Origin of the sequence: Pseudomonas flavocrustae (genome assembly GCF_029872515.1) — a bacterium.
GTDB classification, from domain to species: domain Bacteria; phylum Pseudomonadota; class Gammaproteobacteria; order Pseudomonadales; family Pseudomonadaceae; genus Chryseomonas; species Chryseomonas aestiva.
Window position 1 is genome coordinate 45,988 of sequence record NZ_JAPDIQ010000012.1, and the last position, 13,335, is coordinate 59,322.

The 13,335-nt window shown below is 68.5% G+C and carries 12 protein-coding genes; 2 read left to right on the forward strand and 10 right to left on the reverse strand.

What is annotated here, in order from left to right:
• Window positions 1-3 precede the first annotated feature (3 nt).
• Both OMP44_RS21545 and OMP44_RS21550 read right to left on the reverse strand, forming a co-directional pair.
• Entirely contained in the window at window positions 4-447 is a 444-nt protein-coding gene (locus OMP44_RS21545) for an NfeD family protein (RefSeq protein ID WP_158891696.1), read from the reverse strand.
• 511 nt (window positions 448-958) lie between these two features.
• Window positions 959-1,906: a class I SAM-dependent methyltransferase gene (locus tag OMP44_RS21550; RefSeq protein WP_280311143.1), complete on the reverse strand. Its 948-nt coding sequence runs from the start codon at window positions 1,904-1,906 to the stop codon at window positions 959-961.
• Between the two features lie 233 nt (window positions 1,907-2,139).
• Here OMP44_RS21550 and OMP44_RS21555 point away from each other — a divergent pair, with 233 nt between their 5' ends.
• Window positions 2,140-4,266, forward strand: a complete 2,127-nt coding sequence (locus OMP44_RS21555; RefSeq protein WP_280311145.1) for a TonB-dependent siderophore receptor — start codon at window positions 2,140-2,142, stop codon at window positions 4,264-4,266.
• A 156-nt stretch (window positions 4,267-4,422) separates the two neighbouring features.
• Here the strand turns inward: OMP44_RS21555 and OMP44_RS21560 are convergent, their stop codons facing one another.
• The 5 genes from OMP44_RS21560 to OMP44_RS21580 all read right to left on the reverse strand — a co-directional run bounded on the left by OMP44_RS21560 (window position 4,423) and on the right by OMP44_RS21580 (window position 9,864).
• Window positions 4,423-5,220, reverse strand: coding sequence for an ABC transporter ATP-binding protein (locus OMP44_RS21560; protein ID WP_133862279.1), 798 nt, complete (start codon window positions 5,218-5,220; stop codon window positions 4,423-4,425).
• On the reverse strand, window positions 5,217-6,275 hold the full coding sequence (locus tag OMP44_RS21565) for a FecCD family ABC transporter permease (RefSeq protein WP_280311147.1): 1,059 nt from the start codon (window positions 6,273-6,275) through the stop codon (window positions 5,217-5,219). The genes OMP44_RS21560 and OMP44_RS21565 overlap by 4 nt, the downstream gene beginning before the upstream one ends.
• The gene (locus tag OMP44_RS21570; RefSeq protein WP_280311148.1) at window positions 6,272-7,390 is read right to left on the reverse strand and encodes an ABC transporter substrate-binding protein; all 1,119 of its coding nucleotides are present in this window, start codon (window positions 7,388-7,390) and stop codon (window positions 6,272-6,274) included. The genes OMP44_RS21565 and OMP44_RS21570 overlap by 4 nt, the downstream gene beginning before the upstream one ends.
• A 125-nt stretch (window positions 7,391-7,515) precedes the next feature.
• Complete coding sequence (gene pcaK, locus OMP44_RS21575) at window positions 7,516-8,892, reverse strand: 4-hydroxybenzoate transporter PcaK (RefSeq protein WP_252977260.1); 1,377 nt, start codon at window positions 8,890-8,892, stop codon at window positions 7,516-7,518.
• A 117-nt stretch (window positions 8,893-9,009) separates the two neighbouring features.
• Window positions 9,010-9,864: an IclR family transcriptional regulator domain-containing protein gene (locus OMP44_RS21580; RefSeq protein WP_280311150.1), complete on the reverse strand. Its 855-nt coding sequence runs from the start codon at window positions 9,862-9,864 to the stop codon at window positions 9,010-9,012.
• A 143-nt stretch (window positions 9,865-10,007) separates the two neighbouring features.
• Between OMP44_RS21580 and OMP44_RS21585 the strand changes: the two genes are divergently transcribed.
• The gene (locus tag OMP44_RS21585; protein ID WP_280311153.1) at window positions 10,008-10,526 is read left to right on the forward strand and encodes an Mpo1 family 2-hydroxy fatty acid dioxygenase; all 519 of its coding nucleotides are present in this window, start codon (window positions 10,008-10,010) and stop codon (window positions 10,524-10,526) included.
• Here OMP44_RS21585 and OMP44_RS21590 read toward each other — a convergent pair.
• The 3 genes from OMP44_RS21590 to OMP44_RS21600 are packed head-to-tail and all read right to left on the reverse strand — an operon-like array spanning window position 10,511 to window position 13,319.
• The gene (locus tag OMP44_RS21590; protein ID WP_280311154.1) at window positions 10,511-11,275 is read right to left on the reverse strand and encodes an ABC transporter ATP-binding protein; all 765 of its coding nucleotides are present in this window, start codon (window positions 11,273-11,275) and stop codon (window positions 10,511-10,513) included. The two genes, OMP44_RS21585 and OMP44_RS21590, sit on opposite strands and share 16 nt — an antisense overlap.
• Complete coding sequence (locus tag OMP44_RS21595) at window positions 11,272-12,306, reverse strand: FecCD family ABC transporter permease (RefSeq protein ID WP_133862284.1); 1,035 nt, start codon at window positions 12,304-12,306, stop codon at window positions 11,272-11,274. Before OMP44_RS21595 ends, OMP44_RS21590 begins: the two co-directional genes overlap by 4 nt.
• Window positions 12,303-13,319, reverse strand: coding sequence for an ABC transporter substrate-binding protein (locus tag OMP44_RS21600; RefSeq protein ID WP_187981029.1), 1,017 nt, complete (start codon window positions 13,317-13,319; stop codon window positions 12,303-12,305). Before OMP44_RS21600 ends, OMP44_RS21595 begins: the two co-directional genes overlap by 4 nt.
• Window positions 13,320-13,335: the final 16 nt, after the last annotated feature.

The window sequence follows — 13,335 nt, forward strand, 5'->3', positions numbered from 1 at the left end:
ACGTCAGGATTGACGGGCGACCTTGACCAGGTTGCCTTCGAAGGCGAGCAGTCGAACCCGCTCGCCGGCCGCGATCTCGGCATCGGCCAGGCAGGGCCATTCATCGCTGCCGAGGATGGGTTTCTGGAAGCGCACGCGGCCACGGGCGAAGGGGCCGACCGCCGCGACCAGCAGGCCGATCTCGCCCAGATGGACGTCGGCGCTCCAGTCCTCACCGGGCTTGCCACGGTCCTTGCCATAGCGAAACCAGAGAAATACCGCCACCAGCGAGGCCAGACTCCAGACCAGCAGCTGCACGGCCAGCGCCAGGGCCGGCAGTACCAGCAGCAGTACGCCGACCAGCAGGGCGCCCAGGCCGAACCAGATCAGGAAAAAGGCCGGCACCACCAATTCGCTCAGCATCAGGCCGACGCCCAGCACCAGCCAGTACCACCATTGCACGTCCATTGCCGCTCCTTCCAGGTAACGCCACAGCATGGCTGCTGCTGCGCTCATCCGCCACCAGGGCCTCCGAGTGGTACCGAGCGCCCGATGAAATGGCGCCCCGTCGCGCAGGTGGGGTTGAGCCGGCGCCACTGTCGAAGCCCAAAGAACTGAAGTTGAACCTGGGGACTGTTGGGCTTCGCTGTGCTCAACGCCAACCTGCGGGCGGATTCGTAGGTTGGGTTGAGACGGCTCCACCGTCGAAGCCCAACAAGGCGGGGTCGCGCCTGAGCACCGTTGGGCTTCGCTGTGCTCAGCGCCAACCTACGGGCAGGCTCCGTAGGTTGGGTTGAGACGGCCTCATCGTCGAAGCCCAACGGGCCGGGGTCGAGGCTGGGCACCGTTGGGCTTCGCGGCGCTCAGCGCCAACCTACGGGCGGATTCCGTAGGTTGGGTTGAGACGGCTTTATCGTCGAAGCCCAACAAGGCGGGGTCGCGCCTGGACACCGTTGGGCTTCGCGGCGCTCAACCCAACCTACGACGCCTGGTCCTGCTGGAACACCAGCACCTTGAGACCACCTTCGGCGTCTTCGTCGGCGAATTCCGGTGGATTGGCCAGGCGCTCGACGAAGGCCAGTCCGGGGGCCTCCTGGGCCATGCCGGCGATGAGAAAATCCGCGCCGACGCCGGGGTCGTTGACGCAGGCCAGCACCCGGCCGCCGGGGCTGAGCAGTTCGGGCAGGCGGCGCAGGATGCGGGCGTAGTCCTTGGTCAGGGCGAAGCTGCCCTGCTGGAAGCTGGGCGGATCGACGATCACCAGGTCATAGGGCCCCAGCTTGCGCACCTTGCCCCAGGACTTGAACAATTCGTGGCCGAGAAAGCTGACCTTGCCCAGGTCGTGGTCATTAAGTCGGTGATTCTCGCGACCTCGGGTCAGGGGCCCGCGGGCCATGTCCAGATTGACCACCTGGTCCGCGCCGCCGGCCAGGGCGGCCACCGAGAAGCCACAGGTGTAGGCGAACAGATTGAGGATGCGCAGACCGGCGGCCTGCTCGCGCACCCAGCGGCGGCCCAGGCGCATGTCGAGGAACAGCCCCATGTTCTGGTGGCGGGTGAGGTCCAGGCCGAACTTCAGGCCGTCTTCATGGATGACGTGCTCGCCCACCGGCGCACCGATCAGCGCCTCGCTGGCGGCGTCCAGGCGATAGCGATGCTGCAGGAGCAGGCTGCGGGTGCCGCTGGCGCGCCACGCCGGGGTCTCGCCCAGGACGGTCAGAGTCGTGCGCAGGCCATCCAGCTCGGCGGCGGGCAATTCGCGAAACAGCCCTACCCGCACCACGCCTTCCAGCCAGTCCACGGTGAGTTGTTCCAGCCCCGGCAGCAGCCGGCCACGGCCGTGCACCAGCCGGCGCGCCTCGGCGGGTGGCGAATCGAGGGCGGCGAGCAGCAGCGCGGAGAGGTGGGCAAGGGTGGCGGTATTCATGGGCGGTCACGACGGCAAAGGAGCGGCATGCTACGGCAAAAGTACCGGGCTCGCCTCCCGGCGCAAGCCCGCCAGGTGTCTGCCGGCGATTGGCTACGACGGTATTTGGGCGCGCCGTCGCCAACGAACCGACCAGTCCGATGAAAATATGTCTCAGGCGGTAACGACTCGCAGTTGTATCCACTTTGTAAGCCGCTCTAGAATCCGCCTCTCCGAACTCCAGGACGATAACAATGCGCCGGCTGGCCCCTGCTCTCTATCTGCTGCCCCTCTGTGCCCTCCCCCTCGCCGGTCATGCGCAGGAGCAGACGGAAGATTCGCCCCAGGCGCTATCCGACCTCACCATCGTCGGCACGGCCGAATCACCCACCGGTCCGGTGCAGGGCTACAAGGCAGAGCGTTCCAGCAGTGCCACCCGTACCGACACCCCGCTGCACGAAACGCCCCAGTCGGTGAGCGTGGTCTCCCGCGAAGCCCTCGACGACCTCTCCGCTACCCGCCTGCAACAGGCGCTGGACCAGGCCGGTGGCGTCGGCCGCGGCAACAACTTCGGCGGCCAGGGCCTGACCAGCTACACGGTGCGCGGCTTCACCAGCTCCGAGTATTTCCGCAACGGCTTCCCCATGAATCGTGGCTATCCCAGCGCGCCGGATGCCGCCACCCTGGAGCGGGTCGAGGTCCTGCGCGGCCCGGCCGCGACCCTCTATGGCCGCAGCGATCCGGGCGGCACCTTCAACGTGGTCACCAAGCAGCCGCTGGGCGAGCGCAAGACCACCCTTGGCAGCCAGTTCACCGACCAGGGCCAGAAACGCGGCACCCTGGACACCACCGGCCCGGTGGACGAGGACGGCCGCCTGGCCTATCGCCTCAACCTGATCGCCGAGGGCGGCGACACCTTCCGCGACGACGTGCACACCGAGCGCTACGAAGTCGCCCCGGTGCTGAGCTGGCAGGCCACCGACGCCACCCTCATCACCTTCGAGGCGGACATCATCCGCAGCAATGCCCCGCTGGATCGCGGCCGCACCAACTACCTGACCCAGCACGCCGAGGCCAGTCGCTCCACCAATGCCTGGGAAAAGGGCACCACCAACCTGCTGCACAGCGACAGCGAGGCCTATCAGCTGCGCTTCGAGCACCAGTTGAACGACGCCTGGACCCTGGCCGGCGGCTTCCAGTACCTCGACGGCAGCCTCAAGGGCAATGCCGTGGAAGCCAACGGCGTGCAGGCCGACGGCGTGACCCTCAGACGCAACTTCAACTACCGCAAGCTGGAGTGGAGCGACCGCGACCTGCAACTGAACCTGACCGGTCGCTTCGACACATTCGGCCTCGGCCACACCCTGATCACCGGGATCGAGGTGGAAGACTACGACTATCAGTCGATCATCCAGCGCTCTGACCCAGCGGTCTCGCCTTATCCAGTTAACCTGCGCAACCCCGTACTCGGTCAGCCGCGCCCGGCCCTGACCCTCATCCCCACCCACGACCACGAGACCCTCAAGACCTGGGCGGCTTTCGTGCAGGACCAGATCGCCCTCACCGAGCGCCTCAAGGTGCTGGGTGGCGTGCGCCTGGAGCGCTTCGAGCATGACTACGATAACTTCGTCGCCGGTGGTCAGAGCTGGTCCAACGCCGACAACGCCGTCACCCCACGCCTGGGCGTCAGCTATGACCTCACCCCGGAACTGGCCCTCTACGCCAGCGCCTCCAAGTCGTTCAAGCCCAACACCGGCGCAGCGTTCCAAGGCGGCGGTTTCGATCCCGAGGAAGGCAAGGCCTACGAGGTGGGCATGAAGTGGGCGGCACTGGACGGCCGCCTCAGCGTCGACACGGCGATCTTCCATACGGTCAAGGAAAACGTCCTGACCCCGGACCCGGCCAACACAAACTTCAACATCGCCGCCGGCGAGGTGCGCAGCCGCGGCTTCGAAGTCAACGTGACCGGCGACCTGACGCCCAGCTGGCGCATCCTCGGCGGCTACGCCTTCACCGATGCCGAGGTCACCAAGGACAACACCCTGGCCCGCGGCACGCGCCTGACCAACATCCCGCGCAATGCCGTCAACCTGCTCAACGTCTACGAATTCCACGACGGTGCACTGCGCGGCCTGGGCCTGGGTGCCAACCTCAAGTACGTGGGTGAGCGCGAAGGCCAGAAGACCATCGCCAGCGACTACACGATGGACAGCTACACGGTCACCGACCTCTTGAGCTTCTACAAGGTCGACGAGCACCTGCGGCTGAACCTGGACGTGCGCAACGTCTTCAACAAGGGCTACGACGAGAGTTCCTGGAACGCCTACAGCTATCCGGGCGAGCCGCGGACGGTACAGGCCGGTTTCACCTACACCTTCTAAGAGCCTGCTCATAATCTGCTGCGCGTCGGCCAAACCGCGTTGAGAAGGCCTTCGGAATGCTCATTTACGCTATGTAAACTCCGCTTCCTCAGGCCTTCTCGCCTTGTTTGGCTCTAGCTCGCGAGATTATGAACAGGCTCTACGACCCATTGAAAATCAGGCCTCGCTGAAGGCCTGACCGGTCAGCGGCTGCACCACCGGGCGGCCCTGGCGGTCGTGGAGGATGTCCACCGCCACGCCGTAGGTGGCTTCCAGCAGGTCGGCGGTGACGATGGCGGCGGGTCGGCCGGCGGCCAGCAGGCCACCGTTGACCAGCACCAGCAGCGAATCGGCGTACTGGCAGGCCAGGTTGAGATCGTGCAGCACCACCACGGTCACCCGCTGGTGCAGCCGGGTCTCGTGGCGCACGCGATCGAGCAGGTTGATCTGGTGCCGCAGATCCAGGGCACTGACCGGTTCGTCCAGCAGCATCACCTCGGGTTCGCGCATCAGCACCTGGGCAAAGAACACCAGCTGCCGCTGACCGCCACTCAGGGCGCCCAGCTGGCGCGAGGCCAGATGGCCGATACCCACCTCGTCGAGCTTGCCCAGCGCCCGTTCCAGCAGCTCATCGTCCAGGTGCAGGGTCAGCCGTTCCAGGCTGCCCATGGCCACCGTCTCCAGCACCGACAGCGCCGCCTCGGCATGGGAATCCTGGGGCATGTAGGCCACGCCCTGGCGCCAGCCCTCGCGCTGACCGCGCAGCGAAGCGCCCGCCACCAGCCGCCTTTCCCCACGCTCGATATGACCCGCCGCCAGCGGCAGGTCACCGGCCAGGGCGCGCAGCAGGGTGGTCTTGCCGGTGCCATTGGGGCCGAGGATCACATGCACCTGCCCTGCGTGCAGCTCGGTGCAGAGTCCGGAGATCACGGTGCGGTCGCCGCGCTTCAGCGCGAGGTCCTGGAGGCGGATCATAGGCTGGACCTGCGCGGGGCGAAGATGAGCCAGAGCAGGAAGGGCACCCCGACGATAGCGGTGACGATGCCCACCGGAAACAGCGCCCCGGGCAGGATCGACTTGGACAGCACCGAGGCAGAGGACAGCATCAGGGCGCCGCAGATGGCCGACAGCGGCAGCAGGAAGCGCTGATCCTCGCCCACCTGCCAGCGGGCGATATGGGGCGCGACCAGGCCGACGAAGCCGATCACCCCGACGAAGCTGGTGGCCGTGGCGGTCATCACCGCCACCAGGATCAGCACCTTGAGGCGCAGGCGGCGGATGTCCACGCCGAGGCTCTCGGCACGGGCCTCGCCCAGGCGCAGGGCGGCCAGTTTCCAGGCATCGCGCAAGAGCAGGAGGCAGCACAGCAGGGTGACCCCGGCGACGATGGCCAGGGTGGTCCAGGTGGCGCGGCCGAGGCTGCCGAACAGCCAGAAGAGGATCTGCTGGGAGAGCTCCGGCGAGGAGAGGAATTGCACCAGCGACAGCAATGACTGGAAGAGGAACAGCAGGGCGATGCCGCCGAGGATGATGGTGTCGCTGCCGGTGCGCTTGAGCGAGGCCAGGGCGAAGAGAAACAGCGCCGCCAGCATGGCGAAGGCGAAGGCGCCCAGCGGCACCCCGATCAGCGCGCCCAGGCCGAAGCTGCCCAGTGCCAGGCTGAGAGCGGCGCCACAGCCGGCGGCGGCGGCCATGCCCAGGGTGTAGGGGCTGGCCATGGGGTTGTTGAGCAGCGTCTGCATCTGCGCCCCGCCCGCACCGAGGGCGGCGCCCACCGCCAGGGCCATCAGCGCCACCGGCAGGCGCAGGTCGCGGACGATGGCGTCGGTCATCGGCTGCCGCGCGCCAAGGCCGGTCAGCGACTTGAGCACCTCCAGCGGCGAGAGCAGCGAGGGCCCGGTGGCGATGTCCAGCACCAGAGCCGCCAGGGTCAGCAGCAGAAACACCCCGCAGGCGCGCCAGCGGCGGCGCTCGCGGGCGCGCTGCTCGGCGATGGCGTTGCCGTGGCTGGCGCTCGCGGCCTCGCTCATGGCGTCAGACCTATGGCGAAGGTGCCCTGGGGCTGGATCGGCATGTAGCGGCGATAGTATTCGCGGTAGTTGGCCATGGGATCCACGTCCTGGAACAGATCCGGATAGAGCTGCTTGGCGATGAACTGCAGCATGGCGAAGTCTTCCAGGCTGCGCGAGGCGCCCTGGTAGACGCCATACAGACGCCCGTCGCGGATCGCCGGCAGATTGGCCCAGCCCGGTCGCTGCATGAAGGCGCGCAGGTGACTGCGGGCGTCGTCGGCGCTTACGCCGGGGCCCATGGGCAAGGCGGTGGGATTGCTGTTGTCCTCGCGCCCGGAGATGAAGATGACCTCCGGCTGGGCCATGAGCACCTGCTCCGGATTCATCACCCCCCACCACTGGATGAAGGGCGCGGCGATGTTGTCGCCACCGGCCAGGGTGACCATGGCGCCCCACATGTTACGGCCATAGGTGAAGGAGTATTCGGCCGGACCCTTGTTGCCGAACTCGGCATAGACCCGCGGCTTCGGACGATTGGCCGCCGCGATGCGGGTCTGGATGTCCTCCACCACCTTCGCATAGAAGTCAGCCAGCTCGGCGGCGCGCGCCTCCTGGCCGGTGATGACGCCGAGCAGGCGGGTGGAGGCCAGGTGGCGCTCCAGGGTCTGGGCGTTGTAGTCGATCGCCACCACCGGGATGCCGAGCTGTTCGAGGCGCTTGACCTCGCTGTCCAGCGCCTGGAATTGCCAGGCGGCCAGCACCACCAGATCCGGCTTGAGGGCGAGGACCTTTTCCACCGAGAAGCTGTTGTTTTCCGTCTCCCCCACATCGGGAAGGCTGGCCAGGGAGGGTCGGTGGGCGACATTGAGCGCCCAGTTGGCCGGCACCTTGCGTTCCCAGGCGCCGCGGGAGACACCGACCACCGCGTCGAAGGCCTGCTCGCCACCGACCGCCAGGTAGTCGCCATAGTGGAAGCCCAGCACCACCCGCTTGGCCGGTGCCTCGATCGTCACCGTGCGCCCGAGAACGTCAGTGACCTGGCGGGTCTCGGCAAAGGCCGGAGCAATCAGAAAGCAAGCGATAAGCGTTACCAGCCGGACAGCCCACTGCCCGCTGCGCGCGAAACCTTTCATGGAACCCCTTGGACGTCTGCACCCGCTCTAAACGGGTGACTGCGGAGCATGCAAAGGGTGCAACTTTACGCGGTGGCAGCGCCTGCGCCTAGCGCCTGCCACCGGCAAAGGGGAAGCCGTCGACGCTAGGTGGCATCGGCGTGGCTGACCACGCCCTTGATCAATACCGCCAGGGCGGCAAGACCGGCCGGCAGGAGCAGCGCGGTGAGCACCTGGGTGAAGGTCCAGCCCAGGCCCAGCAGGGTCGCGCCCATCCAGGCGCCGGTGATGGCGCCGAAGCGGCCGATGCCGAGCATCCAGGACACCCCGGTGGCGCGGCCATGGGTCGGGTAGTAGCGCGCCGCCAGCGACGGCATGGCCGACTGGGCGCCGTTGATGCACATGCCGGCCACCAGCACCAGGGTGGCGACCAGGGCGACCTGGCCCAGGCTCTGGCCCACGCAATAGGCGAAGATCCCAGCCAGCACATAGAACAGGCCGATCACCTTGTGCGGATTGAATCTGTCCATGGCCCAGCCGACGAACACCGCGCTGAGCACCCCGCCGAACTGGAACAGCGCGCCGATCAGGGCGGCCTGCTCCAGGCTGGCGCCGGCGTCGCGCATCAGCGTCGGCAGCCAGCTGGTGAGCAGGTAGACGATCACCAGGCCCATGAAATAGGTCAGCCACAGCAGCAGGGTGCCGGCGCTGTAGTTGCGGTTGAAGATCACCGCGAAGACGTTGCCGGTCTTGACCGACTTCTGCTCGGGCACCACGAAGTGCCGGGCCTCGGCGGCCTCGCGGCCGATGGGCGCCAGCACCCGGCGGATGCGCTCGGCGCTCTTGCCGTGCACCACCAGATAGCGCGCCGATTCCGGCAGCCAGAGCAGCAGCACCACGGCCAGCGCCAGCGGCAGCACGCCGCCCAGCACCAGCAGGCTGTGCCAGCCATAGGCCGGGATCATCCAGGCCGAGACGAAGCCACCGCCGGCCATGCCCAGGTTGAAGCCGCAGAACATGCTGGTCACCAGCAGCGACTTGAGGCGCTCGGGGGTGTATTCCGAGAGCAGCGTGGTGGCGTTGGGCATGGCGGCGCCCAGGCCCAGTCCGGTGAGGAATCTCAGGATCACCAGCTGTTCGAGGTTGGCGCTGAAGGCCGAGAGCAGGCTGAAGCCGCCAAAGATGAAGGTGGCGACCACCAGCACGCCCTTGCGACCGAAGCGATCGGCCAGGGGCCCGGAGCCCAGGGCGCCAAAGACCATGCCGCCCAGGGCCGCGCTCATCACCGGCCCCAGGCTGGCCCGCGGGATGCCCCACTCCACCGACAGCGCCGGGGCGATGAAGCCCATGGCCGCGGTGTCGAGGCCGTCGAGAAAGACGATGAGAAAGCACAGGGCGACGATGCGCCACTGGTAGGCGGACAGCGCCTGGCGATTGATGAAGTGCTGGACATCCAGGGTGCCGGCTGTCGCCGTGGCCGAAGAATCGGCCAGGGGCACGGCGCCCGCGAGGGTTTGTGTCATGGTGGTCTGCTCGTGTTGTTGTTATCGGCGTAGTGCGCCACTGCGCCGACGTTAAGCCCACCCCGAACAGCTGACAATTCGATTATCGGCGATATGGCCGATAATCGACCGGATTCGCTAGTGAAACAGCCGGGTGCTCAATTCCTGGCTGGCCGCCAGCAGCACCGGCAGGAAGCGCGTCTCCAGTTCCTGGCGACTGACCCGACTGGCGTGGGTGCCGACGTTGAGCGACGCCAGCACCTGGCCGGCGGCGTCTCTCAGGGGCACCGCCAGGGATCTCAGCCCCACCTCCAGCTCCTGGTCGACGATGACGTAGCCCTGCTGGCGCACCTGGCCCAGGCACGCGATGAGCGCCGGCGGCTGATAGAGGGTGCGGCTGGTCTTGGCCTGCAGGTCGGCGTGCTCCAGGTAGTCGTGCAGGGCGGCATCGTCCAGGGCGGCGAGCAGGATGCGGCCCATGGAGGTGCAATAGGCCGGCAGCCGGCTGCCGACGCTGAGGTCCACCGAGATCAGTCGCTGCGGCGTCGCCGAGCGGGCGATGTAGAGGATCTCGTCGCCCTCCAGGGTGGCCATGGAGCAGGCTTCGTGCAGTTGCTCGCTCAAGCGATCGAGCACCGGCTGGGCGGTAACCGCCAGCGGCGTCGACGACAGATAGGCGTGCCCCAGGGTCAGCACCTTGGGTAGCAGCGAATAGGTGCGGCCGTCGGTGGTGACGTAGCCCAGCTTCATCAGGGTATGCAGGCAGCGGCGCACCGCGGCGCGGGGGATCTCGGTGCGATGGCTGATCTGGGCGATGGTCAGCTGGCGCTTGCGCTCCTGGAAGGCGTGGATGACCGCCAGGCCGCGGGCCAGGGAGGTCATGAAGTTCGGGTCGCCGGTGAAGGCTTCGATGCGCTTGGCCGGCGAGGCGATGATGGGCGGCGCGGCCAGTGGCAGCAGGCCCGTGGCGTGAGCGGTGCGGTTATCGTCCATCTGGCCGGTCCTCGGCAGGCTTTTGATCGATTATCGAGCGAGGGGGCGATTATCGCAATCGCATTTCTCCTGGTGCCCACTGACGCGCAGGGTCTTCCCGGTGCATGCTGAGGCTTCCCGCCCAGCCGCCTGGATGCCTGCCGATGAAGACCCTGGAAGATCATCTCAGCCAGTACGCGAGCTACCACCGCGATCCGCGCAACATCGCCAGCCACTTTCCCGGCATCCTGCTGATCGTGCTGGCGGTGGCCATCCTGCTGTCGCGACCGGTCTTCAGCCTGGCCGGCTGGCCGCTGTCGCCGGCGGTACCGGTGGCCGGGGCGGTGGCGGTCTTCTACCTGCGCCTGGATCGGCCGCTGGGGCTGCTGATGGGCGTGCTGCTTGGTCTTGCCCTCTGGCTGGGTGCCGCGCTGGCGGCCCGGACCACGGGCGTCTGGCTGGGCTGGGGGCTGGGTCTGTTCCTGGTCGGCTGGGCCATCCAGTTCGTTGGTCACCACTACGAGGGGCGCAAGCCGGCCTTTCTCGACGACCTGGCCGGCCTGGCCATCGGCCCGCTGTTCATCGCCACCGAAGCGGTCTTCTGGCTGGGGGGGCGCCCGCAGCTCAGGCAGGCGATCGAAGAGCGGGCCGGCCCGGTGCGGCGCCGTCAGCCCAGCCGATAGCGGATCGTCGGCCGACCGTCGGGGCCGTCCAGCGTCACCTGCGCCTTCACCCCCCAGACCTGCTGGATCAGCGCGGCCGTCAGCACCGCGGCCGGAGCGCCTTCGGCGACCAGGCGACCGTCGCGCAGCACCGCCAGGCGATCGCAGAACAGCGCGGCCAGATTGAGATCGTGGATCGCCAGCACGCAGGTGGCCGGCAGGCGGCGGACCAGGTCGAGGATCTCCAGCTGGTGCTGGATGTCGAGGTGATTGGTGGGTTCGTCCAGCAGCAGTTCGCTGGGCTCCTGGGCCAGGGCGCGGGCGATCTGGGCGCGCTGGCGCTCGCCACCGGAGAGGCTGTGCCAGCGCCGTGCCGCCTTGTCGACCAGGCCGACCTGGGCCAGGGCGCGCTGACAGATCTCGGCGTCGCGCGCGCTCCAGGCATCGAGCAGGCCGCGATGGGGCGTGCGCCCCAGGCGCACCACCTCGGCCACCGACAGATCGGCCTCGGTACCGGCCTGCTGCTCCACCAGGGCGACCCGCCGTGCCAGGTCGCGCCGGCGCAGCTCGGCCAGCGGTGTCGCGTCGAGACTGACCCTGCCCTCCTCTGGCCGCCGCAGCCCGGCCAGCAGCCGCAGCAGGCTGGACTTGCCCGAGCCATTGGGGCCGAGCAGTCCGAGCACCCCGCCGGGCGGCACCGCGAGGGTCACCCCGGCGAGGATCGGCTGGCCGCCGGCGCTCCAGGCCACGTTCCGCGCGGCGAGGCTCATCGGACCTCCCGCGCGCGGTAGAGGATGAAGGCGAAGGCCGGCGCGCCGACCAGGGCGGTGACCACGCCGATGGGCAGAGTCTGCTTGGCCACCAGGGTGCGGGCGACGATGTCGGCCAGCACCATGAACAGCGCGCCGATCAGGGCGCAGGTGGGCAACAGCCGGCCATGCCCCGGACCGACCAGGAAGCGTGCCACATGGGGGATCACCAGGCCGACGAAGCCCACCGCACCCACCAGGCTGACCAGGCAGGCGGTGATCAGGCCGGTGACCGCCAGCAGCAGCAGGCGCAGCGGCCCCACCGCCACGCCGAGGCTGGCGGCGGCGTCTTCGCCAAAGGCGAAGGCATCCAGCGCCCGGGCGCAGGCCAGGCACACCAGCAAGCCAGCGAGCACCACCCCGGCGGCCAGCCAGACGTCCGGCCAGCGCACCCCGGCCAGGCTGCCGAGCAGCCAGAACATCACGCTACGTGCCTGCTCGGCATTGGCCGCGGTGGCGACGATATAGGCGGTCAGGGCATTGAACAGCTGGGACGCGGCCACCCCGGCGAGGATGATGCGGGTGCTGCCGCCACTGCCGAGAAAGGGCAGCACCACGGTAAAGGCCAGCACCGCGCCGAGAAAGGCGCCGAGGGACACGCCGAGCATGCCGCCACCGACCCCCAGCAGCATCACCAGCACCGCGCCGGTGGAGGCGCCGGCCGACAGCCCCAGCACATAGGGTTCGGCCAGGGCGTTGCGCAGCAGCGCCTGGAGGATGGCGCCGGAGACCGCCAGGCCGGCGCCGCAGCAGGCGGCCACCAGGGCGCGACTGAGACGGTATTCCCAGACGATGCCCTGGACGATGCGTTCCACCGGGTAGGGCCCCAGGCCGAGGCCGTTGGCGATGGCCTGCAGACTGGTCAGGGGCGCGATGGGCATCTCGCCGAAGGACGCCGCCAGCACCACGCTCGCCGCCAGCGCCAGCACCGCGGCCAGGCCCAGCAGCCAGCGCCAGGGCCGGGCCCCCTCGGCCGCCAGGGGCAGACTCATGGTTGCGGCTTGGCCAGGTCGGCGGCCAGGGTCTCGACGCTGTCCACCACCCTCAGCGAGGGATTGAGGGTCGGGGCGTCCACCACCAGCAGGTGGTTCTCGCGCACCGCGCGCAATTCGCGGGTCAGGGGATCGCTGCGCAGGAAGGCCAGCTTCTTGTCCACGTCATCGGCGGGATAGAGACGGCGGTCCATGCGCGCCACGACGATATAGTCAGGGTCCAGACTGGCGATGCGCTCCCAGCTCACCGCCGGCCATTCCTCGGCGCTGTCGACCACGTTGCGCAGGCCCAGGGCGCGGGCGATCCAGGCCGGCGCGCCGAGGTTGCCAGCTACCCAGGGATCCCCTTCCAGCCGCGGACTGGAAAACCAGAACAGCACCGAACGCCCCCGGACCCCGGCCGCCTTGGCCTGCTCGCCAGCGGCGGCGATACGGCGGTCCAGCTCGGCAACCAGCTGCTTGCCGGCCGGCTGCACATCGAGGATGGCCGCCAGCTCCTGGGCTTCACGGGTCACCAGATTCATGTCGAACGGCGCGCTGCGGCTGCCGTCGCTGTTGGAATCGGCGGTCACCGCCTTGCCCTCGCAATCGCTGGGCGCCACATAGGCGGAGATGCCCAGCGTGGCGAAGCGCGGGAAGTCCGCCACCTCGCCGCCCGGCCCGACGTGATAGGTGTACTGGGCCGCCACCAGATCCGGCCGGGTGCCGACCACGGCTTCGAAGCTGGGGGCGTTGTCGGCCAGCCGCGGAATGCCCTTGCCCGCCGCCTGCAGGTCCGCGGGCAAGCCGCCGAACCAGACGCCGGTGCCCACCAGCCGCGCGCCCACGCCCAGGCGCAAGAGCAACTCGGTACTGGCCTGGCCCAGACTGACCAGGCGTTGAGGCGCGCGCTCGAAGACCAGGTCGCGGCCGCAGTTGTGGATGGTCAGCGGATAGGGGGTGGCCGCCTGGGCGGTAAGGGAGGCTACGGACAGCAGGCCGGCGGCGAGCAGCGGTAGAAGATGGCGAAACATGGACTCTCCTTGGGAT